The sequence below is a fragment of the Pseudodesulfovibrio halophilus DSM 5663 genome (assembly GCF_059568665.1).
This window is the reverse complement of the sequence record NZ_JCANTV010000008.1, coordinates 29,128-51,533: the sequence shown is the minus strand read 5'-3', so window position 1 is coordinate 51,533 and position 22,406 is coordinate 29,128. Positions and strand designations below refer to the sequence as shown.

20 protein-coding genes are annotated in these 22,406 nt (G+C 61.5%); 7 read left to right on the top strand and 13 right to left on the bottom strand.

The window, feature by feature from the left end; genetic code table 11:
* The first annotated feature begins 492 nt into the window (after nucleotides 1–492).
* Both BR24_RS02330 and BR24_RS02325 read left to right on the top strand, forming a co-directional pair.
* Entirely contained in the window at nucleotides 493–1,167 is a 675-nt protein-coding gene (locus tag BR24_RS02330) for an anaerobic ribonucleoside-triphosphate reductase activating protein (protein ID WP_496539900.1), read from the top strand.
* Nucleotides 1,118–3,172 carry a ribonucleoside triphosphate reductase gene (locus tag BR24_RS02325; RefSeq protein WP_496539899.1) on the top strand — a complete coding sequence of 685 codons (2,055 nt, stop codon included), beginning with the start codon at nucleotides 1,118–1,120 and terminating at the stop codon, nucleotides 3,170–3,172. The genes BR24_RS02330 and BR24_RS02325 overlap by 50 nt, the downstream gene beginning before the upstream one ends.
* 491 nt (nucleotides 3,173–3,663) lie before the next feature.
* Here BR24_RS02325 and BR24_RS02320 read toward each other — a convergent pair whose 3' ends face one another.
* From BR24_RS02320 to BR24_RS02290, 7 genes are all read right to left on the bottom strand, one after another.
* Nucleotides 3,664–3,828, bottom strand: coding sequence for a hypothetical protein (locus BR24_RS02320; protein WP_018125992.1), 165 nt, complete (start codon nucleotides 3,826–3,828; stop codon nucleotides 3,664–3,666).
* Between the two features lie 389 nt (nucleotides 3,829–4,217).
* Nucleotides 4,218–4,856, bottom strand: coding sequence for a LexA family transcriptional regulator (locus BR24_RS02315; protein WP_496539898.1), 639 nt, complete (start codon nucleotides 4,854–4,856; stop codon nucleotides 4,218–4,220).
* Nucleotides 4,857–4,923: 67 nt separating this feature from the next.
* Nucleotides 4,924–7,104, bottom strand: a complete 2,181-nt coding sequence (gene rnr / locus BR24_RS02310) for a ribonuclease R (RefSeq protein WP_496539897.1) — start codon at nucleotides 7,102–7,104, stop codon at nucleotides 4,924–4,926.
* A complete protein-coding gene (gene lpxK, locus BR24_RS02305) occupies nucleotides 7,052–8,179 on the bottom strand; it encodes a tetraacyldisaccharide 4'-kinase (protein ID WP_496539896.1) in 1,128 nt (375 codons plus the stop codon). Before lpxK ends, rnr begins: the two co-directional genes overlap by 53 nt.
* A gap of 51 nt (nucleotides 8,180–8,230) precedes the next feature.
* Nucleotides 8,231–8,965 (bottom strand): Bax inhibitor-1/YccA family protein, encoded by a 735-nt coding sequence (locus BR24_RS02300; RefSeq protein WP_496539895.1) that lies wholly within the window; start codon nucleotides 8,963–8,965, stop codon nucleotides 8,231–8,233.
* Between the two features lie 138 nt (nucleotides 8,966–9,103).
* Nucleotides 9,104–9,559 carry a YccF domain-containing protein gene (locus BR24_RS02295; protein WP_496539894.1) on the bottom strand — a complete coding sequence of 152 codons (456 nt, stop codon included), beginning with the start codon at nucleotides 9,557–9,559 and terminating at the stop codon, nucleotides 9,104–9,106.
* A 121-nt stretch (nucleotides 9,560–9,680) separates the two neighbouring features.
* On the bottom strand, nucleotides 9,681–10,607 hold the full coding sequence (locus tag BR24_RS02290; RefSeq protein ID WP_496539893.1) for an ACP S-malonyltransferase: 927 nt from the start codon (nucleotides 10,605–10,607) through the stop codon (nucleotides 9,681–9,683).
* 204 nt (nucleotides 10,608–10,811) lie between these two features.
* On the opposite strand from BR24_RS02290, the gene BR24_RS02285 reads away from it, so the two are divergent.
* Nucleotides 10,812–13,571, top strand: coding sequence for a winged helix-turn-helix domain-containing protein (locus BR24_RS02285; protein WP_496539892.1), 2,760 nt, complete (start codon nucleotides 10,812–10,814; stop codon nucleotides 13,569–13,571).
* Here BR24_RS02285 and BR24_RS02280 read toward each other — a convergent pair.
* On the bottom strand, nucleotides 13,568–13,870 hold the full coding sequence (locus BR24_RS02280; protein WP_496539891.1) for an MTH1187 family thiamine-binding protein: 303 nt from the start codon (nucleotides 13,868–13,870) through the stop codon (nucleotides 13,568–13,570). The genes BR24_RS02285 and BR24_RS02280 overlap by 4 nt on opposite strands.
* Nucleotides 13,871–14,292: 422 nt before the next feature.
* Between BR24_RS02280 and BR24_RS02275 the strand changes: the two genes are divergently transcribed.
* From BR24_RS02275 to BR24_RS02260, 4 genes are all read left to right on the top strand, one after another.
* Entirely contained in the window at nucleotides 14,293–15,282 is a 990-nt protein-coding gene (locus tag BR24_RS02275) for a hydrogenase small subunit (RefSeq protein ID WP_496539890.1), read from the top strand.
* A 58-nt stretch (nucleotides 15,283–15,340) separates the two neighbouring features.
* Nucleotides 15,341–17,065, top strand: a complete 1,725-nt coding sequence (locus BR24_RS02270; RefSeq protein ID WP_496539889.1) for a nickel-dependent hydrogenase large subunit — start codon at nucleotides 15,341–15,343, stop codon at nucleotides 17,063–17,065.
* Nucleotides 17,066–17,138: 73 nt separating this feature from the next.
* Nucleotides 17,139–17,684, top strand: a complete 546-nt coding sequence (locus BR24_RS02265) for a HyaD/HybD family hydrogenase maturation endopeptidase (RefSeq protein ID WP_496539888.1) — start codon at nucleotides 17,139–17,141, stop codon at nucleotides 17,682–17,684.
* The gene (locus BR24_RS02260) at nucleotides 17,662–17,919 is read left to right on the top strand and encodes a HypC/HybG/HupF family hydrogenase formation chaperone (protein WP_462966869.1); all 258 of its coding nucleotides are present in this window, start codon (nucleotides 17,662–17,664) and stop codon (nucleotides 17,917–17,919) included. Before BR24_RS02265 ends, BR24_RS02260 begins: the two co-directional genes overlap by 23 nt.
* Before the next feature lie 85 nt (nucleotides 17,920–18,004).
* Here BR24_RS02260 and BR24_RS02255 read toward each other — a convergent pair whose 3' ends face one another.
* The 5 genes from BR24_RS02255 to tmcD all read right to left on the bottom strand — a co-directional run bounded on the left by BR24_RS02255 (nucleotide 18,005) and on the right by tmcD (nucleotide 22,070).
* Nucleotides 18,005–18,229 carry a hypothetical protein gene (locus BR24_RS02255; protein WP_496539887.1) on the bottom strand — a complete coding sequence of 75 codons (225 nt, stop codon included), beginning with the start codon at nucleotides 18,227–18,229 and terminating at the stop codon, nucleotides 18,005–18,007.
* A gap of 159 nt (nucleotides 18,230–18,388) precedes the next feature.
* Nucleotides 18,389–18,763, bottom strand: coding sequence for an acidic tetraheme cytochrome c3 TmcA (tmcA, locus tag BR24_RS02250; protein WP_496539886.1), 375 nt, complete (start codon nucleotides 18,761–18,763; stop codon nucleotides 18,389–18,391).
* 11 nt (nucleotides 18,764–18,774) lie between these two features.
* Nucleotides 18,775–20,115, bottom strand: coding sequence for an electron transfer complex ferredoxin TmcB (gene tmcB / locus BR24_RS02245; protein WP_496539885.1), 1,341 nt, complete (start codon nucleotides 20,113–20,115; stop codon nucleotides 18,775–18,777).
* Between the two features lie 21 nt (nucleotides 20,116–20,136).
* Nucleotides 20,137–20,799: a TmcC family electron transfer complex membrane anchor subunit gene (tmcC, locus tag BR24_RS02240; RefSeq protein ID WP_496539884.1), complete on the bottom strand. Its 663-nt coding sequence runs from the start codon at nucleotides 20,797–20,799 to the stop codon at nucleotides 20,137–20,139.
* A gap of 5 nt (nucleotides 20,800–20,804) precedes the next feature.
* Entirely contained in the window at nucleotides 20,805–22,070 is a 1,266-nt protein-coding gene (gene tmcD / locus BR24_RS02235) for an electron transfer complex subunit TmcD (RefSeq protein ID WP_496539883.1), read from the bottom strand.
* Nucleotides 22,071–22,406: the final 336 nt, after the last annotated feature.

The following is a 22,406-nucleotide window of genomic DNA, read 5'->3' as shown; positions in this document are numbered from 1 at the left end:
GCTCGGAGCTCCCCGGTCTCGGGCTCCTCCGACGGGAATTTCCCCTATCTTCCCCTGTGGATTTTGATCGAAAAAGTGTTTTCAGCCAAAGGCCCCTGTGCTAGAAGGTTTTCTGTCGACGCGCTCGCGTTGCGACCCTCCCCGGCCCCCTTCGTCCTGTCGAAAGACAGCCCCCACGACTCCTCTCGAAAAAAGTTTCTAAAGTTACTCTAAAAAAAGGCAAGGAATTCCGCGCCACTTGACCTCATGAGCTTGTGGAAAAGTTTTCACCAGTTCTCACATTCTTTCCAGAAAGCCCAAAACAGGGCCTGAGGGAGCATGTGGATGAGTTTTTCAGCCAAGCCCCCTGTACAAAAATCGCATCCTGAAGTATATCATTCGACGTTGGGCGCAGCCACCCGTGACCCTTGATTTTTCCTGCTGCGCCCTCTGTCGTCTCCCTCCGAGCGAGACCCGAAATCCAAGCTCAAGCCTCATTCAAGGACGAAAACGATGTCTCAGCAGCAAAGCGTATGGAACCACGTCAGAGGGTTCGAGAATTACAGCCTCTGCGACTGGCCCGGACGCCCCTGCTCCGTCATATTTCTGGGCGGCTGCAACCTGCGTTGCCCCACCTGCCACAACGGCACGCTTGCATGGGACATGCGCTCGCTTCCCGTCATGCCCGAGACGGACCTCAAGAGCTACCTGCGCCACCGCGCGGCGTGGCTCGACGGCATCACCATCACCGGCGGTGAGCCTACCTGCGTTCCCGGACTCGGTGAGCTTCTTTACGAGATCCGCAAGTTCAAGCTGCCCATCAAGATGGACTCCAACGGCATGCGTCCGGAAATCATCGAGGACATTCTGTCCTTCGGTCTCGCCGACGTTTTCGCCGTGGACGTCAAAGGCCCTTATCACAAATACCCCGAACTGACCGGCAACGCGGTGTCCGAAGTGGCCGCACGCGCCAATATGGATAAAGTTTTCGCCATGGCGGAAGCCAACCCCGGTGCCTTCTACTTCCGGCTCACGAAGGTTCCGGGACTCACCGTCGAGGATATCGAGACCGCCCGAAGCTATCTGCCTTCGGGCTTTTCTCTGAAACTGCAGGATTACGTCGAACCGAGGAGGGAGAATGCCCAGCCAGATCATGAAACGAGACGGCCGGTTGGAAACGTGGTCTAACGACCGCATCGCCGAAGCCATCTTCAAGGCCCTGAAGGCCAGCGGCGTCAAGGACCCGCTGCTGGCAAAGCGTCTGGCCGGAAAGGTCGAGCAGAAACTCGCCGACCGCGACATTCCCGAGCAGGAGCACGTTCAGAACATCGTCGAGCAAGTGCTCATGGAGTCCCGCCAGTACGATGTGGCGCGCAAGTACATCCTGTACCGCGAAAAACGCCGCGGCATCCGCTCCCAGAAGGCAGCCTTCCTCGACATCAAGGACGTCATCGACGACTACCTCGGAAAGGCCGACTGGCGCGTCTCCGAAAACGCCAACATGACCCACTCCTTTCAGGGCCTCATGCTGCACCTGTCCGGAACCGTTCAGGCGCGCTACGCTCTCGAGAAGTATCCCGAGGAGATCAGGCAGGCCCACGAGCACGCCTATTTCCATATTCACGATCTTTCCTTCGGCCTGGCCGGCTACTGCGCCGGTTGGAGCCTGCGCGACCTGCTGCTCGAAGGGTTCTCCCTCGAAGGCCGCGCCTCTGCCGGTCCTGCCCGCCATTTCGACACGGCGCTGGGCCAGATGAACAACTTCCTCGGCACGCTCCAGAACGAGTGGGCCGGCGCACAGGCGTTCAACAACGTGGACACCTACCTCGCGCCCTTCATCCGCCGCGACGGCCTGAGCTACGATCAGGTGCGTCAGGCCATGCAGAAGTTCGTGTTCAACCTGAACACCACCTCGCGCTGGGGCGGCCAGAGCCCGTTCACTAACCTGACCTTCGACCTGGTGCCGCCCAAGCACATCGCCAAGGAGGCCGTCATCATCGGCGGCGAGTTGCAGGACACCGTCTACGACGACTACCGGGAAGAAATGCTGATGATCAACAAGGCGTTTCTGGAGGTCATGTTCGACGGCGACTATCATGGTCGCATCTTCTCCTTCCCGATCCCGACCTACAACATCACCGAAGATTTCCCGTGGGATTCCGAGATCGGCGAGCTGCTGCTCAAGCTTACCGCCAAATACGGCGTTCCGTATTTCCAGAACTTCATCAACTCCGATCTTTCGCCGGAAGATGTGCGCTCCATGTGCTGCCGCCTCCAGATGGACCTGCGGGAGCTGCGCAAGAAGACGGGCGGCCTGTTTGGCGCCGGTGATCTCACCGGCTCCATCGGCGTGGTCACCCTGAACCTGCCCAAGCTCGCCTACCTCGCCAATTCCGAGGACGACTTCCTCGACCTCATCACCGAGTACGCGGGCATGGCCAAGGAGTCGCTCGAGTACAAGCGCAAGCTCATCACGGACAACCTGCAAAACGGCATGTTCCCGTGGTCTCAGCGCTACCTCAAGAACGGCTACAAGGGGCACTTCTCCACCATCGGCGTCATCGGCGGCCACGAAGCCTGCCTGAACCTGCTCGGCAAGGGCATCGACACCGAGTCCGGGATACGGCTCATGCGCCGCGCCCTGAACCACCTTCGCCGCCTGACCTCCGACTATCAGGAAGAGACCGGCAACCTGTACAACCTCGAGGCGACCCCGGGCGAGGGCACCAGCTACCGTTTGGCCAAGATCGACAAGTCGCTCTACGCCGACATCCAGACACAGGGCAACGGCACGCCGTATTACACCAACTCCACGGCGCTTCCCGTCGGCATCTCCGACGATGTCCTCTTCGCACTGGAGCATCAGGACCAGCTGCAGCCGCTGTACACCGGCGGGACAGTGTTCCACACCTACCTCGGCGAAGCCGTGGCAGACGTGGAATCGCTCAAGAAGTTCATCGTCACCGCCTTTTCCAAGACCAAGATGCCGTACATCTCCATCACGCCGACCTTCTCGGTCTGCAAGGAGCACGGCTATCTGCACGGCGAACACTTCGAATGCCCGCACTGCGGCGCCGAAGCGGAAGTCTACACGCGCATCGTTGGCTACTACCGACCGGTTTCGCGCTGGAACAAGGGCAAACAGGCCGAGTACACCGACCGCATAGTTTTCTCTGAATGCGACTGCGCGTAGGTTCACCTCGGGAATGAGGATATGGGAAAGCCTCCGTTTCGGGCAGAAACGGGGGCTTTCTCTCGTTATGCCCCCCCATTGCCTCCCTCTTCATAACCGAGTCGCAAAACGACTCTGTTTTTTCCGTAAGCGGCCGTTGCCTTATGTTCGTGACAAGCAAGACCCTATCCATCTCGGTTTCCGACCGTCGGCCCTGTTTCGCTGTCCCATCGGTTGCAACCTCAAGACATGGCTCCAAATCTGCTTTTCCATAACAGTACCGCTGTCCCCTTTGGTCATGAGACTGCCTCCAGCCCAGCACAAGCCAAAGAATTCATGAGTGAATCCAAGTCAATGAAACGACAAACGCACCCGGCGGGGCAGCGCCGGATGCGTTTACACGAGGGGGAGGAAGGACCGCGACGGAACATATGCGTTCTCGTGCGGCGATGGGAGGGTCTGCGCGCCATGTCATGCCGCGCACTCGCCACGAGTCGGGCGATAAAGCGCGCCTAGCGCAGTTCGTTGATATTGAGCGTCCTGCGGCAGTGAGGACAGGTTGCGGTGGTCGCCCCGCCTTCACGGGCGAAAGCCCAGAAGAGGAGCCGACGCCGTGCGCCTCGATTGATGTACTGAACGTGAACCGGGTTGCCGCAGGTGCAATATCTCTTCTGCATGACGTGCTCCTCGCTTGATGCCTCGTTGACGACCTGTTGACTCTTTGTTTAACCAAAGCCGCACAAAACGTCAACCTAAAATCAACACCGAATCATACAAAACTCATACACCATATTTTCTCAACATTTCAATATGTAGCCAATCCGTCTGCCTGCCTCTGCACCTCGAGGCCAGGCCAAGCCCGTATTTTTTGGGCACCAGACCCAAACCCCACTCGCCGCTTGCCAGTGAATACCCGGCGGCACCGCAACAGCCGACACCTCCGACGAGCGACCAGCTTCAACATCGCGACACAAAAAAGAATCCCCCGGGACAATTCCCGAGGGACCTTCAAAGCCTGTTCGGACCGTGCCCGCTGAAAGAACCAGCCGCACAGCGCCCGCAAGAGTTACATGTATTCCCGGGCCACCCACAGCACGCGCCCTATGACGCGGACATTATCCAGCTCTTCGCCGGTGAGCTTGACCGGAGAGTAATCCTTGTTGTCACTGTGAAGAACCAGCGTGCGTGGCAGGCGCTCCACCCGCTTGACCATCACCGTATCCTCAACGCCCACGGCATACATGCCGCCCGCGAGGATATCGGTTTTGTCCTGATCCAGCAGCACGAGATCGCCTTCTTTGAGTTCCGGCTCCATGGAGTTGCCCACGACCTCCATGAGCACCATCTTGCGCGGGTCGCCACGGGAGTGCAGCCAGTCGGCGCGGAAGGAATAATACCCCTCCACCTGCCCTTCGGTCTCGAAGGAGCCGCCACCGGCCGAAAGCCGGGCGCGAACCTTGGGGATGCGCTCGAACGCCTCTTCATCCTCGCCCGTATCGCTGCCGTCGCCGGTCTCGAGCCAGCGCGCGTCCACGTCATACCGTATGGACAACGCCAACACCCAGCGCGAGGGCACCTGATCCTTTTTCTTGGCCAGCGAGACCGCGGCACGCCCCACGTCGAGGGCGCGCGCGAGATCCGACTGGTTACGGATATCCGTGGCCTGCTTCAGCCGCTCGAAAAACGCTTCAAACTGTTTGCTCATCGCTTCGCCTTGTCAATGTGTTGCTAAAAACAGTCAACCACAAATTGACAAACACGTCAATGCGTTTCTAGAGCAACTCCTTATAGTCTTTGGCGTCGTTTTCCGCGTCCGCAAGCGACAGGCTCAGTTCCAGCCTGCCAAGGCTTACGTCATCGAGGCTGACCTGCACGGACTGGCCGATGTGGAAGGCGCGTCCGGTGCGTTCGCCCACAAGGCATTCCCGGTTTTTCCAGTAGGTGTAGTAATCGTCTTCCAGCGAGGAGAGGCGCACCATGCCGTCCGCCATGACCTCCGGGAGTTCCACGCGGAATCCGTAATCGGTGATGCCCGAGATGAGGCCCTTGAAAGACTGCCCCACCTTGTCCATGAGGAACAGGATGGAGGCCCGGCGGTCGATTTCGCGTTCAGCGTTCATGGCCGTGCGTTCGCACCCGTTGATGAGCCCGGCGATGCGGTCCAGCTTCTTGCGGCCCGGCAGTGCGTATTCCGGCGCGGCCCCGAGCCTGTGCTTCACGATGCGGTGCACCATGAGGTCGGCGTAGCGCCGGATGGGCGAGGTGAAGTGGCAGTAACATTCACTGGCGAGGCCGAAATGGCCGTCGTCGTCAGGAGAGTACCCGGCCTGCATCATGGAACGCAGCAGCAGGCGGCTCACGAGAAACTCGCGCTCGGTCCCGCGCACGTGCTGCAACAGCCCGGCGATGGCCTGCGGCGTCATTTCCTTGGGCTGCTGCACCTCCGGGTCGGTCTGGCCGATGAGCCGGAACAGGGCGCGCAGCTTGTCCTCGTCCGCCGGGGGATGCACCCGGTACATGCACGGCTGTTCAGCGTCTCGCAGGGTCCGGGCCACGGCCTCGTTGGCCGCGATCATGAACTCCTCGATGAGCATGTGCGCGAACTGCCGCTCGGAGGGGCGAATGGATGTGATTCGCCCGTTCTTGCCGAAGCGAATCTCCGGCTCCGGGATATCCATGTCGATGCTGCCGCGATCCATCCGCCGCTTGCGCATCCTGCGCGCCAGCTGTTCAGCCTGCTCCAGCATGGGCCAAATATCGCCGAGGCCGAGCCGTTCGCCCTCGTTACCGTCCAGCGCGCGCTGCACGCGACCATAGGTCAAACGGGCGCGGCTCTTCATGACCGCGTTGAACAGCTCGCCGTTACCGCGCACCTGCCCGTCCGGGCCGGCCTCCATGCGCACTGCCATGCACAGGCGGTCCTCGTCGGGCCGCAGGCTGCAGAGCCCGTTGGAAAGTCGCTCCGGCAGCATCGGCTCCACGGACTGCGGGAAATAATAGGAGTTGCCGCGCTCGAGCGCCTCGCGATCCAGCGCGGATCCCGGACGAACGTAATGGCTCACGTCGGCGATGGCCACCCAGAGCACCCAGCCGTCGCCCTTGCGCTCAACCGCCACGGCGTCGTCGAAGTCCTTGGCGTCCTCGCCGTCGATGGTCACCAGCGGCAGGTGGCGCAGGTCGGTCCGGTCCGAGAAATGGTCCTCGGCCGGGGCCTGCGGCAGCTCTTCAGCCTCGTCGCGAACATCCGAGGGGAAGCGGGTGCGGATGGTGTGGTTGGACTTGACCAGCGCCTCCTGCACCTTGAAATCCGTCTCCTGTCCGAGCTTTGAGATGAACGTGCCTTCCCAGAGCGTGGGGTCGATCTGCTTGCCGGGGTCGCAGATGGCCACGTCCCCTTCCTGCAGTTCGAGGTCCTTCTCGTTGCGGCACCAGATGCCGAAGTTCAGCAACGGGTCGGTGGGACGCACGAGCCACTCGTTGTCGCGCATGTGCTTGAAGACGCGCACCGGCAGGGTCTGGCGGCCGCGTTCGATGACGCGCACCACGCGTCCTTCATGGTTCTTGCGGGTACGCTCGCGGATGATGTTCACGGCCACCTTGTCGCCGTGCCACGCTCCGTTGAGCTTCCTGCTGCCGATGAAAATGTCCTTGCGCCGCACATCGTCCGGAATGACGAAGCCGAAACCGCCGCGCTGCATCTGCAGCGTGCCGGTGATGATGTTCATGGGGCCGGGGAGACCGTAGGAACGGCGGATGCGGATGAGCTTCCCCTGCCGCACCAGCGACTTGAGAATATCCTTGACGCGCGTCTTGTCTTTCTTCTTGAGATTCAGAGCCTTGACGACCTCGGCTCTGGGCAGCGGCTTCTTGGCCTGCTTGAAGACCTTGAGGACGCTCTCCTCATTCAGTTCCGGGGTGGCTTTCCTCTTCTGTCCGGGGCGACGTTTCGCCATCGGGCTGCTCCCTTCCGCTTCTGCGGATGCTTTGCCATTGTTCATCCCACCACACCGGGAACGTGGCCCCGTGTTCGGTGAGCGACGGGCCGAAGCCGATGCGGAGGTCGAAGGTGTAAAATTCCTCGGTGCACATGGGGCCGAGCTTCACCGCGTCCTTGGGCGTGCACAGCACCCCCTTGGCCCCCTTGCGGCGCATGACCGCCAGTATCTCCACCACGTCAGCCTTGGTGAAGGCGTGATGGTCCGCAAAGGCGAGATGATCCACCGCGCGGTACCCGAGATACCGTTTCGCGGTGCGGTGCACCTGCTTGGGCTCGCCCACGCCCGACACCAGCAGATACGGCTCGCCTCCGAAATCCGGCGTCGACTCGTCCGTAAGCACCTGCCGGAACCCGACGGGCTCGATGCCGAACAGGAACACGGGACGGCCAAAGGCCTCCAGACGGTACTTTGCCAGAGCAGAGACCTTATTGAAACTGCCGGGTTCGGTTTTTATCAGAAATGCCGACGCGCGGGAGAGCGCGCTCACGGGCTCGCGCCACGGCCCCTCCGGGATGACCTTGTTCCAGTGCCGGACCAGATCGGAAGGCTTGATGAGCACCAGATCGAAATCCCGGTGTACGGCCATGTGCTGAAAGCCGTCGTCGAGAACCACGAGGTCGGGCCTGTAGTGGTCGAACACCCACTTGCCGCCGCGGGTTCGGTTCGGGTCCACCACGATGTGCGCTTCGGGATGCTGCCGCGCGAGCATGAGCGGTTCGTCGCCGGACTCTTCCACGAGGCTGCCCGGACCCACCTGAAACGGGTAGGACGCCGGACGGCCACGATAGCCCCGCGTGAGCACCGCCGGTTGCAGGCTCTGCTTTTCGGCCCAGCGCAGCAGCCAGTCCACCACCGGGGTCTTGCCGGAGCCGCCCCAGCCGATGTTGCCCACCGAGACCGTGGGGGACGGTGGAAGCCACTGCCTGATAAGGCCACGCCGGTAGAGATTCTCGCGCGTTTCCATGACCCGGGCGTTGCACCATGCCAGCGGCTTGAGCAGCGGCCCGAATCGGTATTGCAGTTCTTCCACGAATGTTGACATAGAAAAAAAGGGGGCCCGAAGGCCCCCCGCAGGATCGGGTTACTCGCGCTGTCCGAAGAACTGGAGCAGCATGAGGAAGAGGTTGATGAAGTCGAGGTACAGCCTCAGGGCGCCCATGATGGACCCCCGGCGCACGGCGGCTTCGTCGTTGGGCATGGTTTCGCCCATGGTCTTCAGGGACTGCGTGTCATAAGCGGTGAGGCCGAGGAACAGGATGACCCCGACACCGGAGATGACGAAGCTCATGGCCGAGCTCTGCAGGAACATGTTGACCACCATGGCCAGCACCAGCCCGATGAGGCCCATGAACAGGAAGCTGCCCCAGCTGGTCAGGTCCTTCTTGGTCACCAGCCCGTAGACGCTCATGGAGCCGAACATGCCCGCGCAGACGAGGAATGTCTGCGCCACGGACGCGCCGGTGTACACCAGCAGAATCGGCGTGATGGTGATGCCGTTGAGTCCCGCATAGAGCAGGAACAGGCCGGTGGCGGTTCCCGGAGCCATCTTGGCCACGCGGGCGGACAGGTAGAACACGATGCCCAGTTCCGCCACGATCATGGCGATGTACGGGACGGAGAGTCCCGCCACGTTGCCGGTGGCCGGGTCAACAGTGAAGAAAAGGGACAGAAGGGCCTGATTCTGCGTCAGCAGGAAGGCGATTCCGGCGGTGAGCGCCAGTCCGGCGCACATCCAGCCGTAAACGCCCCGCATGAAGGTGTTGACGAACTCACCCTGCGCGGCGCGGGTCTGCTGGACGTAGTTGTTGGGAGTCATTGTACTTCCTCCGTATACGTAAAATGCATGGTTTCCGGATTTCCCGTGGGCCCGAAGGGGCCGCAATGTGGACACAATCTAAACACGAAAACATCCCGAGGCAAGGGAAACCGTACGAAAAGTCCCCGCCCTCCGCCGCTATCGCCTCGACGAATCCACGAAGCGTTCGGCCTTGCGACGGTTGACCTCTTCAGCCACATGCACATCCACCACGCTCTTGCCGATGGGGGCCAGCGAGATTGCCGCCAGCTTGAGATGCTGCCAGCCGAAGGGGATGCCGATGATGGTCACGAAGCAGGCCAGCGCCGAGGCCACGTGCCCCACCGCCAGCCAGATCCCCGCGACGATGAACCAGATCACGTTGCCCACGAAGCCCGCCGGGCTCGTGCCGAGATCCTCGCGCCCGGTGAGGTCGCGGCGATTCACGATGGTCTTGCCGAAGGGAAAGAACGAGAAGCCCGCGATGGTAAAGCAGGCGCGGCCCCAGGGGATGCCTATTATGGAAATGAACATCAGCAGCCCGGCCAGCACCCAGCCGATGCCCATGACGATGCCGCCGAGCACGAACCAGATAAGATTCAGAATGAGACTCATGTGACTATCCTTCTTTTTGCTTTTTCTCTTCTCTTCCAGCCTTCAGCCTTACCCGAAGAACCGCCGGGGCAACAAGAAAAAAGGCCGGAACCACGGTTCCGGCCCTGTGTGTTCTTTCAGGCTACGCCCGGGACACGGCATCGAGCGAGTCGATGTTGCGGCCCTCCCACGGCTCGTCGCGGTCCTTGAAGTTGGGCTTGAGCAGCTTGAACAGCACGCCCTTGGGCCCGACCTCCGCAAACTCGCGCAGCCCGTCGCCCCACATGGCGTCGAGGGTCTGAATCCAGAGGACGGAGGAGGTCATCTGCTTCTTCATGATCTCCCGGATGGCCTCCGGGTCGCTCTCGGTCGAGGCGGTGGCGTTGTGGTAAACGGGGAATGCGGGGGCGTTCCATTGCAGGGTGTCCAGAAAACGCGCGAACTCGTCGGCGGCTTCCTGAATGAGCGGGCTGTGGAACGCGCCGGACACCGGCAGGGGCACTGCGCGGCCCTTGATCTCCTTGATCATACCCTGTGCGACTTCAAGGGCCTCGGCCTCGCCGGAGATGACGAACTGAGCCGGAGAGTTGTAGTTGGCGATGCGAAGCTCTGCGCCGGTCTGCTCCACCGTGCGCTTCACGATGTCCTCGACGTCTTCCATGCGGGTCTTGAGCACGGCAGCCATGCCGTGCCCTGCGCCGCCGGACTCCGCCATGAGCCTGCCGCGCCGGGTCACGGCGCGCACGGCGTCTTCCGGGCTAAGCACGCCCGCCGCCGCGAGGGAGGCATATTCGCCGAGACTGTGTCCCGCGGTGCAGGCGGGGGCGAGCTTGTCCTTGAGCGCAAGCCACAGGGAGATGTTGACCACGGTCAGCGCGGGCTGCAGGGCGCGGGTGTCGGACATGTCCGCGTCTTCGTCCTCCCAGTAGATGGTGCGCAGGGGCAGGCCGGATTCCGCTTCGGCAAGCTCCCACAGGGCCATGGCTTCGGGGGCGGCTTCCGCCGCGTCGCGGCCCATGCCTTTTTCCTGCGAGCCCTGACCGGGGAACAATATGGCGAGTGAACTCATTACTGTCTCCTTTGATAAAGAAATAGGCGCGGCGGCGGTGCTGCCTGCTCCGTCCGCCGGCGTCCATCCGCTTCATACACAAATATCCGGCTCATGCAATCGGTCAAACGATCGTTTGCCGCCAAGGAGCACTCCGCCCTTGCGATATACCGGCAGTGTGATACAGCTTTGCTTACGGGACAAGCCTCACGAACGGGGACCATCATGAACTTCACAGAACCATCGGGCGCCGGGAAAAAATGGGTCCGGCGGCATGAGGCCTTGAGCTACTGCCGCCTCGCCGACGGCGACGCCGCCCGAATCCTCCTGATTCAGGCACGGGCCGGTCAGGGGAAGACAACCCTCGCCGAACAACTCTCACAGGAATTCGACGGCCGCACCTGCTGGTGCGACTGCTCCCCCTCCGACGCCGACCATGTCGGGCTTCTGGAAAAACTCTGCAGCTCCTTTTCCGCCCTGCCCGGCTTCGACGCCTCGTCGGTGCTGGCCGCGGCCCGATCCAGCCAGACGCCGGTCGAGTGCGTGCTCTCCGTCAGCAAGGGGCTGGCCGGGGCGTTCCCCCTGAGCGGCTCTCCCGTTCTCGCCGTCATCGACGACGTGCATATCCTTCAGCACCATCCCGCCAGCCTCGCCCTGCTGCGCGCCTTCATCGACGCATCCCCCGGAAACGTGATCTTCGCCGTGCTCACGCGCGTCCGGCTGCTGCTCGACGACAGCCCCCTGTTCAGCTTTCACGAGACCATCAGCATCGACGACGACGTGCTGGCGCTCACTGGAGCCGAAATCGCCCAGATTCAGGAACGGGTGCTCGGCAGAAAACCCAGCAGCGAGGAATGCGCCTCCATTCTGGTGGCCACCGGCGGATGGACCGCCGGGGTGCTGCTCCTCGGTTCCGGCAGCGCTCTTCGCGGCGACCGCATGGAGCCGACCCCGGACGCCCTGCGGGGATACTTCGAAAAGACCTGCCTCGAAGATGCCGACCGTCAGGCGTGGCGGGAGCTGATGTTCATGTCGCTCCCGGACGAATTCCCGGCGGGCTTCGCCGAAGCCCTGAACCTCGGGCGCGGCGCGGCGTTGGCAGAAAGGCTGGCGCGCCGAAACCTCTTCGTGCGGCTGACGGAGCGCTGCGGATGGTTCGTATACCGCTTTCATCACCTCTTTCGCGACACCCTGCGGGCCATGGCGCGCGAGAGCCTCACCGACGACGAACGCAACACGTTTCTCAGTGACGCGGCCTGGCTTTTCGCCACACGCGGCCTCCCCGAACGCGCGGCGGTCTGCCTTGCCGCCGCAGAGGACTGGCAGGGGCTTGCCGACCTGTTCCGCCTGCACGGGCTCGAACTGGTCAACGCCAACCATCTCGCCACCATCGCGCAGGTCTGCGCCGACTGTCCGGAAGAGTTCCTGCGCGGCCACGGCTGGCTCAGGCTGTTGAAGGCCCGCACCGAAATGATCACCTCCCCGCACCAGACCAGGAGCCACATGACCGAGGCCCGTCATCGGTTCCGGGATACGGGAGACCATCTGGGCGAGCTGGTGGCCATCGCCATGACCATCCAGTGCGACACTTTCTTCACGGGCGAACTGCGGCACTGCGCCAAGCTGCTGCCTCGGGCCTGCGAGCTATACGAACGGCTGGACGGGAGGATCTCGGCGTCGGACGCCCTCTTCTGCGACTGCGCCCTGCTGCTTGGGTTCAACTACTGCGCCGCAGACCACGACACGTGGGCCCTCTTTAACGAACGCGCCCTGACACACGCCCGCGAGCTCGGGATGGACACGCCGCCGCCGGAGATCAAGAACGCTCAGGTCCTCTACCACACGCTCATCGGCGACATCGACCGCTCGCTGGACCACCTCGAACCGCTCTTTCCGAACCTCGAATCCCCGGCCATGACGGATTCCGCCAAGATGACCATGCACATAATGCATATGAACAGCCTGCTCATGAAGGGAGACTTTCGCGCCTATGAAAGCTGCAAGCGCGAGAGCACGTCCCTGTATGCGGGCATGTTCGAGCAGTCGCACCTTGGGGGCTTTCTGGAGATATGGGATGCAGACGTCCTGTTCGCTGTCGGCGATCTGGCGGGTGTACTGGCCAAGGCGACGCACCTGCTGGAGCATCCCGTCTACAGCAACATTCCGCACATCGCCTCGCAGGGTCACCAGTACCTCGCACTGGTTCACGCCCTGTCCGACAGGAGGGAAAAGGCTCTCGACCACGCCCGCAAGGCGTGTTCCATCCGCGCTTCATGCGGCGGCTGGTTTTTCCTGCGGCTGGCGCACACCATTCTGGGCTCCACCCTCGTCCTCTGCGGAGAGCACCGCCGCGGCAGACGCGTTCTGGAAAAATGCCTGCACAGCTTCACCCGGGTCGGGCAATGCTATCTGGGGCCGCAGGTGCTGGCGTACAAGGCTTGGTCGCACCTCCAGCAGGGCGAGCGCGAGGCTGCCGCGAGAGACATCGACGCCATGCTCGCGCAAATGGAGCGGCAGAAGAACAGTCATTTCTTCTACCAGCCCAGAGCAATCATGGACGAACTGCTGCGCACCGCCGCGGAGAGCGGCCCGTTCCGGCGCACAGCGATGCAGCTCGAAGAGCGCCGGCGTATCGCGTTTTCCACTCCGACGGTCCATGACCTGCCGAGTCTGGCGGGCACGGCGCGCTCGCTTCTCGAAAACGACAGGCCGTGGCATGCCCATGCCGTGTTTTCGACCATGTCGGAGACCGCCCGGAAGAATCCGGCCACGCTGCCGATTCAGGCCCGCCAGGCCCTGTACGAAGGGTACTCCCTCTGGATAGACATGCTGATGGACAACGGCCGGAGCCATGCGGCGCTGGATGCGGTACAGATCGCCAAACGGATATTCCCGAGCGAAGGACTGTTCATGCAGCGCGAATACCAGCTGCGGCGCAACGGGGCGTCGCCGGCCGCGCCGACCGCAACCGGCCCGCTGAACTAATCCCGGCCCGCGGTCTTTCCGAGGCTCTCCAGTTTGCTGCGCATTCCGTTTTCGCGCCCCTTGCGCCAGTCCACCTTCATGGTGGCGTAGACCCGGTCGCTGTCCTGCTCGAGAACCGCGAAGCAGCGCGTGCAAAGAGACATCAACTCCGGGACCTCCCCTTCGATGCACGTCCCCATGGAGTTGGTCTCGTAGGCGAGGCCGGACTGCTTGACGACCTCCAGCACGCGGCCGACATAGGCGCTGACGCTGCCGGTCTTGTCCATTGGAAATATTGCGAGCTCAAGTATGGCGCTCATGCGCTCCCCCTTTGATCTGTCTTCGGCCCGAACGAATCTCCCGGCCGGATTGCACAGGGCATCATAGCAGGCTCCGGAGTCCTGAAAAAGCCCCGAAATGCCCGCCCGCTCTTTCGCAAGCTCTGGCACTGGCCCCTATTTCGAAGCACATTTCGTATCAGCGCCGTCTATAGCCCCCCATCTGCGCAAATCTTTTTTTAACAGCCTATTGATTTTGTGTTGAAAGGCAGTTACGTAGATCGTTAACTAAAGTTTTCAGATGCTTATGCGCATTTTTTGAAAACGTATGGCTATAATGGCACGGACGAAAAGACAGTGCCACTATGGGTGGATACAGGTTAGAGTTGCGGACGACCACTTTTGTCCGATCCGGACAAATTCGACAGGTCGTAATCTTGAACTCAATAGTACGGAGGTGTTCCATGAAAATTTCCGTAGGTCATGGCAAGAACGGTGCCGTGGAACGGTTGGAAAAGCGCGGCGTGGGGCGTCGCGACTTCATGAAGTTCTGCGGAACCGTGGCTGCTGTCATGGGCATGGGCCCGGCCTTCGCTCCGAAGGTCGCCGAGGCCCTGACCAATGACAAGCGCCCCAATGTCATCTGGCTGCACAACGCGGAGTGCACCGGCTGTTCCGAGTCCATTCTTCGGACGGTCGAACCCTACATTGACACCCTGATTCTGGATGTCATTTCCCTCAACTACCACGAGACCATTATGGCCGCCGCCGGCGAAATGGCCGAGAAATGTCTCGAGGAAACCATGCACGATCCCAAGGGATACGTGGCAGTCGTGGAAGGCGGCATCCCCACCGCCGTCACCGGCTGGGAAGGTGAAGCCGGCGCTCACGGCAAGGTCTCCGGGCACACCATGCTCGCGACCACCAAGAAGGTCGTCAAGGGCGCCCAGGCGACCATCGCCTACGGCACCTGCGCCACCTACGGCGGCGTTCAGGCCGCTGCGCCGAACCCGACCCAGACCAAGGGCGTGGACAAGGTCATCCCCGATGCACCGGTCATCAACGTGCCCGGCTGCCCGCCGAACCCCTACAACCTGGTCGGCACCATCGTGCACTACCTCACCAAGGGAATCCCCGAGCTGGACGACATCGGCCGTCCCTGGGCCTTCTTCGGCGAGTCCGTGCACGAGAACTGTCCCCGCATGGGTCACTTCGACTGGGGCGAATTCGCCGAATCCTTCGGCTCCGAGGAAGCCCGCAAGGGCTGGTGCCTGCGCAAGGTGGGCTGCCGCGGTCCCGAGACCTACAACAACTGCCCGACCATCAAGTTCAACCAGATCAACTGGCCCGTTCAGGCCGGTCACCCCTGCATCGGCTGCTCGCAGCCGGACTTCTGGGACGGCGCCGATTGGGGCGGGATCAAGGATCTCTACGCCGATCTGACCGAATGGTAGTTGGGCACTGTTGCCCGGTTTCGTTAAGAGACAAATCTTCTTTTTAGGAGGTTGAAATATGTCCGGTTGCACTCCGAAAGGCGCCCCGGGTATGGCTCATGGTGAAAAGGTCATCGTTGACCCGGTAACCAGAATCGAGGGCCATCTCCGTGTGGAAGCCGTCGTAGACAATGGTAAAATCGTCGACGTCCGCAGCAGCTCCCAGCTGTTCCGCGGTCTCGAAATAATCCTCAAGGGCCGCGATCCCCGCGACGCCCAGCACTTCACCCAGCGCTCCTGCGGCGTCTGCACCTACGTGCACGCTCTGGGTTCCATCCGCTGCGTGGACAACGCCGTGGGCGTGGACAAGGTCCTGCCCCACAACGCCACCATCATCCGCAATCTCGTGCTGGCCTCCCAGTTCATGCACGACCACATCGTGCACTTCTATCACCTGCACGCTCTGGACTTCGTCAACGTCGCCAACGTCCTGAACGCCGACGTCAACACCGCCGCGGAGATGGCCAACGCCAACTACAAGATGGTGAACAAGGACTCCTCCCGAGTCACCACTCCCGCCGACCTGCAGAAGGTCAAGGACACCATCAAGGGAATCATCGATTCCGGCCGCCTCGGCATCTTCAACAACGCCTACTTCCTGAAGCCCGGCGGACACCCCGCATACAAGCTGACCCCCGAGGTCGACCTGATCGGTACCGCCCACTATCTGGAAGCCCTGCACCTGCAGGTCAAGGCTGCCCGCATGATGGCCGTCTACGGCGCCAAGAACCCGCACACCCAGTTCACCGTCATGGGCGGCGTCACCTGCTACGAAGGTCTGCAGGAAGACACCATCCAGACCTTCCTCGACATCTACGAGGAAGTGAAGAACTTCGTGGTGGAATGCTACATTCCCGACCTGCTCACCGTGGCCTCCTTCTACAAGGACTGGGCCTCCATCGGCGGCACCACGAACTTCATGAGCTTCGGCGAGTTCCCCGCGCAGGGCGGCGAAGCCGACCTCGACTCCCGCTACATCAAGCCGGGCGTCATCTACGATCGCAAGATCGGCAACGTCATGGATTTCGATCCGTCCAAGATCGAGGAGCACGTCAAGCACTCCTGGTACAAGGAAGACACTCCCAAGCATCCGTACGAAGGCGTCACCGATCCCATGTACACCAGCCTGGACGACCCGCAGCGCTACTCCTGGATGAAGGCCCCGCGCTACGAGGACAAGTCCGTCGAAGTTGGCCCGCTGGCCACCGCGCTGGTGAACTACGGCCTCGGCCATCCCGAGTTCGTGAAGTACGTGGACTTCGTGCTCGGCGCCCTCGGCGTCGGCCCCGAAGCCCTGTTCTCCACTCTGGGCCGCACCGCTGCCCGCGGCATCGAATGCCTCATCATCACCCTCAAGACCGCTGAATGGGTCGAGGACCTCAAGGCAAACGTGGCCGCCGGCAAGATGGACATCTGCAAGGACTGGGACATGCCCGCGGAAGCGGAAGGCGTCGGCTTCGTCAACGCCCCGCGCGGCGGCCTCTCCCACTGGATCAAGATCAAGGACAAGAAGATCGACAACTTCCAGCTCGTGGTTCCCTCCACCTGGAACATCGGTCCTCGCTGCGACAATGATCTGCCCGGTCCGCTGGAAGAAGCCCTCATGGACAATACCCCGATCGCCGATCCCGAGCGCCCGGTCGAAATCCTTCGCACCGTGCACTCCTATGACCCCTGCATCGCCTGCGGCGTGCACGTCATCGACAACAAGACCGGCAACGTGGCCAAGTTCCGCGTCCTGTAGGAACAAGGCTCCAAGCGAAAGACACGGGGACTCGAAGGTTGACCTTCGGGTCCCCTTCTTCTAGAGCGTGACAATGACGAATGAACAAAAACGCATCCTGGTTCTTGGCGTGGGCAACATCCTCTATACCGACGAGGGGTTCGGCGTCCGTGTGGCCGAAGAACTGGAGCAGCGATACGAGTTTTCCGGAAACGTGGAGATCATGGACGGCGGCACGCTGGGCAACAAGCTCATGGGCCCCATCATGGAGGCCGACCACCTGATCATCACGGACATCGTGCTCAACGACGGACAGCCGGGCGACCTGCACCGGCTGCTGGGCACCGAACTTTCCAAAAGCGTGGCCTTCAAGAACTCCATGCACCAAACGGACTTGCTCGACGTGCTCGCCCATTGTAAGCTGATAGGGCAGGTGCCGGATGAAGTGGTCCTTCTCGGTGTGGAACCGAACGACTATGAGACCATGTCCACCGAGATTTCCGGCACGCTGGCCGCGAGACTGCCCGAGGTGGTCGAAGCGGTTCTCAAGGAAATCACCGCCGCGGGAGGCACCTACGCACCCCGCGCAGCGGACAACCCCTCATCGGAGAAGGTCTATGTGCCTCGCAGTCCCAGCTGAGATCCTGTCCATCGAAGATCAGGTGGCCACCTGCCGCGTCGGCGAAGGTGACGCCACCATTCAGGCCTCCATCATGCTCCTCGACGAAGAAGTGGAGCTTGGCGACTATATCATCGTCCATGCGGGCTTCGCCCTGCGCCGTCTCGACTATGAAGAGGCGCAGGAAACCCTGCGCATCCTCAGGGACATGCTCAAGCTCGCCGATGAGCACGGCGTCGAGCAGGACATGCTCTAGCCCGCCATCAATACGAAAACCAAAAGGCCGCCTCCCAAAAGGGAAGCGGCCTTTTTTGCGTGAGGCGTGTTTCGCTGCCACGGGACTACCCCCGTCCACCGTACACCGCATCGATTTCGTTGAAAATCGCCTCCACCCTTTCCTGCTGTCCGATGCTCATGTTGCCGCCCGCACGTGCCGCGAACAGCTCGTCCAGTTCGGTCTGCAACTTGTGGATCCGGCGTGCCTGACCGCTGGTGATGGGCATTTCCGGAACCGGAGCCGGGACGTGCGCTTCCGGCTCGAAAAGGGTGCATTCATGCTCGATCATACTCCTTCCTCCGTTCCTTGACGTTTCGCCTCCTACTGAGCAACACCCATGCCACAGACGACGACATCAAAACAAAGCACTAGAATCAAAGCACAAAAAAGCGAGGCCGCCGGAAAATCCGACGGCCTCGCGATCATTGGTGACGGAAAACCGTCCCGGCTAGTTCACGTGGCACTGGCCACAGGCAACCGGTCCGGCCTGTTTTTCGGTATGACAGTCGATGCACATCTGATGGTACGCCTCGCGAAGCGGGGTTTCCCCTTCCCCTGCGTCCTCGTAGTGGCAGTCGGCGCAGGCCATCTCCGGGTCGCCCGGGATGAATTCGCCTTCCTCGATGCCTTCGTGGTGGCAGGGGGTGCAGTCGTATATCTCGGCCATCTCGTTATGCTCGTTGTGATTGAACACGGCGGCCGGACGCTTGTTGTCGGTAAACGTCGGGTCGCTCAGTTCCACGATGTCCTCCTGCCCCATGGCGGGCAGAAAGAACACCAGCACGAGCGCGGCTGCAAGCAATGCGGGTACGATCTTTTTCATGGCGCTCCTCCTTATTCCTCGACAGCCTTGGTCTTGACCATGTTGGCGTAGATGATGTCGCCGATGAACTTCAGCTCCATGCCGAGGTCGTATCCGTGAATGATGTCCTCGAGACCGCCGTGGCAGTTATGGCACGGGGCGATGCAGATGTCGGCGCCCTGTTCCTTGGCGCCCTTGAGCTGATCGGCCTTGGCCTTGTTGCCCTTGACGCGGACGTTCTTGAACGGAGGACCGCAGTTGATGACGCCGCCGCCGGCCGCACAACAGAAGTTGTGCTCGAGGTTGGGCGTCATTTCGATGACCTCTTCCGCAATCTCGTGAACCACGTAGCGCAGTTCTTCCATCAGGCCGCGGCCGCGGATGATGTTGCAGGGGTCCTGAATGGTCACGGGACCGGGAATCTTGCGGGCCATCTTGATCTTGCCGGAGCGCAGCAGCTCTGCGTAGAATTCCACGGCGTGAACCACTTCAACCGGGTAGTCGGCCCAGCCGAGCCAGCGGTTGCCCTGGTCGTACACGGAGCGGAAGGCGTGACCGCACTCGCCCATGACGATGCGCTTGACCTTGAGCTTCTGCGCGCACTCGAAGTGATCGCGCTTCAGGCGGCCCATCATTTCGAAGTCGCCGGAGAACATGGCCATGTCCGAGTTGTCCCAGCCGTGCAGGGTGGGCATGGTCCAGTCGACACCGGCCTCGTGCATGATGGCGGCGGCCTGATAGATCAGGTGCGTGCGGAACTTGGGCTCGGGTCCGATGACCGAGTACATGATGTCCGCGCCGTCCTTGTCCAGCGGGATGCGAATATCCGGGAACTCGTCGCGGGCCTCTTCCTCCTGCCAGAGCAGGGAGTCCACCCATTCGTCGTCCTTGACCCACATCTGGTTCATGGTGGCGGAATGGGAGTGCGCGGTGTCCTGAATGTACTGCGGGGTAACGCCGAGCTTGTGGCAGATGCGGCGCACCGTGGACATGATGTACGCGGTGTCGATGCCCAGCGGACAGTAGTGCACGCAGCGGCGGCACAGGTTGCATTCGGTATAGGCGATCTGCGCGGCGCGGTAGATGAAGTCCGCATCGACCTTGCCCTTCTTGTCGATCATCTCGGTCATGGTCTGCACGACCTTGCCCACCGGGGAGTAGGTCGGGTCGCCGTCATGGGAGACGTAGAAGTGGCAGGCCTTGGCGCACAGGCCGCAGCGCACGCAGGTTTCGTGGTAGACCTTCAGCTTGGCGCCGGTCTCGCCTTCGAGCACGGCCTGAATGGTCTTCTGTATCTTCTCGGGCGTGAGCTTACCGGCTCCGGTCTTCAGCCCGATGTCCTCGATTTTTCTGTCGAAAACTGGTTTCTTCATGTCGCTAATTCTCCTTTCCCTCTACCAGTCCTTACAGTGGCGGACGCCCTGGAACTCGGAACCGATGTAGGCGCGGGAGTACCAGGAAACCAGCATGTGGCTCAGGCGGCTGAAGGGGATGAGGGCCAGCCAGGCGATGCCCGTGACCACGTGCAGCACGATCATGACCTCGTAGTTGAAGAGCTGGTGGTAGGCCAGGAAGCCGGTCACGAACGGAGCGACGACCACGCCGAGCACCCACCAGTCCTTGGCCTCGGTGACGAAGGCCACTTCGGGAACGCTCAGACGACGCCATGCGAAGAAGGCGCCGCAGAGGATCACCAGAACGGTCATGATGTCTGCCACCATGTTGGGCAGTGCCGGGATGCTGACGCCGAACCACTCCTCCCAGAGGATGACGTGGGCCGACAGGAAGATGGGAACCAGCACCAGACAGATGTGGAATACGAAGGTCACCACGGTGACGGCGGGGTTCTCGCGCCAACCGAGGGTGCCGAACGGAGTCAGCCAGTGCGCGATGGAGCGCAGGGCGAACTTCGGTTTCACGTAATGAATGGAGGTCTGGTCCTTCTTGCGGGCAAGGCTCCAGAGGCTTGTCAGCTTCCATATGGAGCCGAGGATGAACACGCCCCAGCCGAACCAGGCGAAGGGACCGGTCACGAATTCGTATATTTCGTTGAACATGGTGGCTATGCCTCCTTGCGGAAGTCGCTCACGGTCGCGACGATGCGCTCGTAAGCTCCGTTTCGGATGCCCTTGACCAGAACCTTGTCGCCCTCGGGGCTGAACACGGGTTCGAAGACCATGTCGAAGTCTTCGCTGTAGGGCTTGCCGTCAAGCACGATGTTGTAGCGCCCGTCCTTCTTGACCTTGGCGGCCACGGAGGACCCGTCGGGGCTGAACACCGGCTTCCATGCCATGTCGTAGTCACCGGACCAGGTGGTTCCGTCCACGATAACGCTGTAGCCGCTGTCGCGGTTGTGACCCAGAGCCGCTGCGCGGCGCCCGTCATTGCTCACGGAGAGATCGACCACCGCACCAAAGGTGCAGTCCCAGGGCTTTGCGTCGCGACATACGGTGAACTTGCCGAAGTCGGTGGCGCAGATGGCCCACAGGGTGGATCCGTCCGGGCTGAACTGCTGCTGCCAGAGCTGGGAGAAACGCGGCTCCCAGATGAGTTCGGCGTTGCGGGCCATGCCCCAGCGTCCGCTGACGCGCACGGGCGCCACGACGCTCTTGTCCGCCGGGTTGAAGCAGGGTTCCCAGACGCAGGCAAAGTCCTTGCTCCAGAACTTGCCGTCCACCGCGATGGTGTAGTCGTAAAGGGACTTGCGGGTCTGACAGGCCACGCTCGAGGCGTCCGCGCTGAACACCGGAGTGTAGACGTTCATGGCGCGAAGGTCCCAGAGCTTTCCGTCCACGGCCAGGGAGAAGATGCCCTCCTGAAAGCCGAAGATGTCGGCCGGCCCCATGGATTCCGCCTGAACCGCAGCGGCCGAACGCGTTCCGCACGGACTCAGGTTGTACTGGTTCGCGTTTTCAAAAAGTTGATCCCACGGTTTTCCGTCGACGATCATGCCGTACTTCATGTCCTGCTGCACGGCCACGGCGAGCTTGCCGCCACCGAACTGCATGTCCCACAAGAACCCGTAGGTCTCCTCCCACGGTTTTCCGTCGACGGCTACGGTCCACTCCATATCCAGAGAGACCAGCGCGGCCAGGCTGCCGTCGGGGGTGAACTTGGGACAGATCGCCTTTTCAAACCTGTCTTCCAGCACTTCGCCGTTGACGACGAAGCTGAACTCGGCATCGTCCGTACAGGCCACGCACGCAACGGTCTCGCCGTCGGGGCTGGCGTGCCACTCTTCAGTCCAGCGAACGTCTTCGCTGATCTCCGAGAGGTTCTGCACGGTTTTCCTGCCGGGTTCCCAATTCCAGCCGTTAGTATCAGTCATATGCTCCTCCAGGCCCGGCTGCCGGGCCGATTTTCCTCACCTCATCGAATCGGCCGGGACAGCCGACTCGAACAGCCCGTGAATCTCTTATAAAAAGAGCAATTTTCACAAGCTCTCACCTCATCTTGAAAACTTACGGCCAAATACCACGCCCCGTCCATCGTGGCAAACCACTTTGTGAACATCTGCCCGTAATACTCGAATCAGAAATTAATCAATTATTTCAATCAACAAATAGATTTGGACCAAAATGCGGTCAATTCACCTATGAGTAACCCCGAAAAATTTGTTGATTGATCAATCAGCCTTCGCATTTTGTCAAGGGCGCATAGTGCA

Coding starts and splice junctions, on each gene's coding strand:
- rnr (WP_496539897.1), bottom strand. CDS start 7,104: ATGGCGAAACGTCGCCCCGGACAGAAGAGGAAAGCCACCCCGGAACTG.
- BR24_RS02295 (WP_496539894.1), bottom strand. CDS start 9,559: ATGAGTCTCATTCTGAATCTTATCTGGTTCGTGCTCGGCGGCATCGTC.
- BR24_RS02275 (WP_496539890.1), top strand. CDS start 14,293: ATGAAAATTTCCGTAGGTCATGGCAAGAACGGTGCCGTGGAACGGTTG.
- BR24_RS02315 (WP_496539898.1), bottom strand. CDS start 4,856: ATGAGCAAACAGTTTGAAGCGTTTTTCGAGCGGCTGAAGCAGGCCACG.
- tmcA (WP_496539886.1), bottom strand. CDS start 18,763: ATGAAAAAGATCGTACCCGCATTGCTTGCAGCCGCGCTCGTGCTGGTG.
- BR24_RS02325 (WP_496539899.1), top strand. CDS start 1,118: ATGCCCAGCCAGATCATGAAACGAGACGGCCGGTTGGAAACGTGGTCT.
- BR24_RS02300 (WP_496539895.1), bottom strand. CDS start 8,965: ATGACTCCCAACAACTACGTCCAGCAGACCCGCGCCGCGCAGGGTGAG.
- tmcD (WP_496539883.1), bottom strand. CDS start 22,070: ATGACTGATACTAACGGCTGGAATTGGGAACCCGGCAGGAAAACCGTG.
- tmcB (WP_496539885.1), bottom strand. CDS start 20,115: ATGAAGAAACCAGTTTTCGACAGAAAAATCGAGGACATCGGGCTGAAG.
- BR24_RS02260 (WP_462966869.1), top strand. CDS start 17,662: ATGTGCCTCGCAGTCCCAGCTGAGATCCTGTCCATCGAAGATCAGGTG.
- tmcC (WP_496539884.1), bottom strand. CDS start 20,799: ATGTTCAACGAAATATACGAATTCGTGACCGGTCCCTTCGCCTGGTTC.
- BR24_RS02285 (WP_496539892.1), top strand. CDS start 10,812: ATGAACTTCACAGAACCATCGGGCGCCGGGAAAAAATGGGTCCGGCGG.
- BR24_RS02265 (WP_496539888.1), top strand. CDS start 17,139: ATGACGAATGAACAAAAACGCATCCTGGTTCTTGGCGTGGGCAACATC.
- BR24_RS02290 (WP_496539893.1), bottom strand. CDS start 10,607: ATGAGTTCACTCGCCATATTGTTCCCCGGTCAGGGCTCGCAGGAAAAA.
- BR24_RS02280 (WP_496539891.1), bottom strand. CDS start 13,870: ATGAGCGCCATACTTGAGCTCGCAATATTTCCAATGGACAAGACCGGC.
- BR24_RS02330 (WP_496539900.1), top strand. CDS start 493: ATGTCTCAGCAGCAAAGCGTATGGAACCACGTCAGAGGGTTCGAGAAT.
- BR24_RS02320 (WP_018125992.1), bottom strand. CDS start 3,828: ATGCAGAAGAGATATTGCACCTGCGGCAACCCGGTTCACGTTCAGTAC.
- BR24_RS02270 (WP_496539889.1), top strand. CDS start 15,341: ATGTCCGGTTGCACTCCGAAAGGCGCCCCGGGTATGGCTCATGGTGAA.
- BR24_RS02255 (WP_496539887.1), bottom strand. CDS start 18,229: ATGATCGAGCATGAATGCACCCTTTTCGAGCCGGAAGCGCACGTCCCG.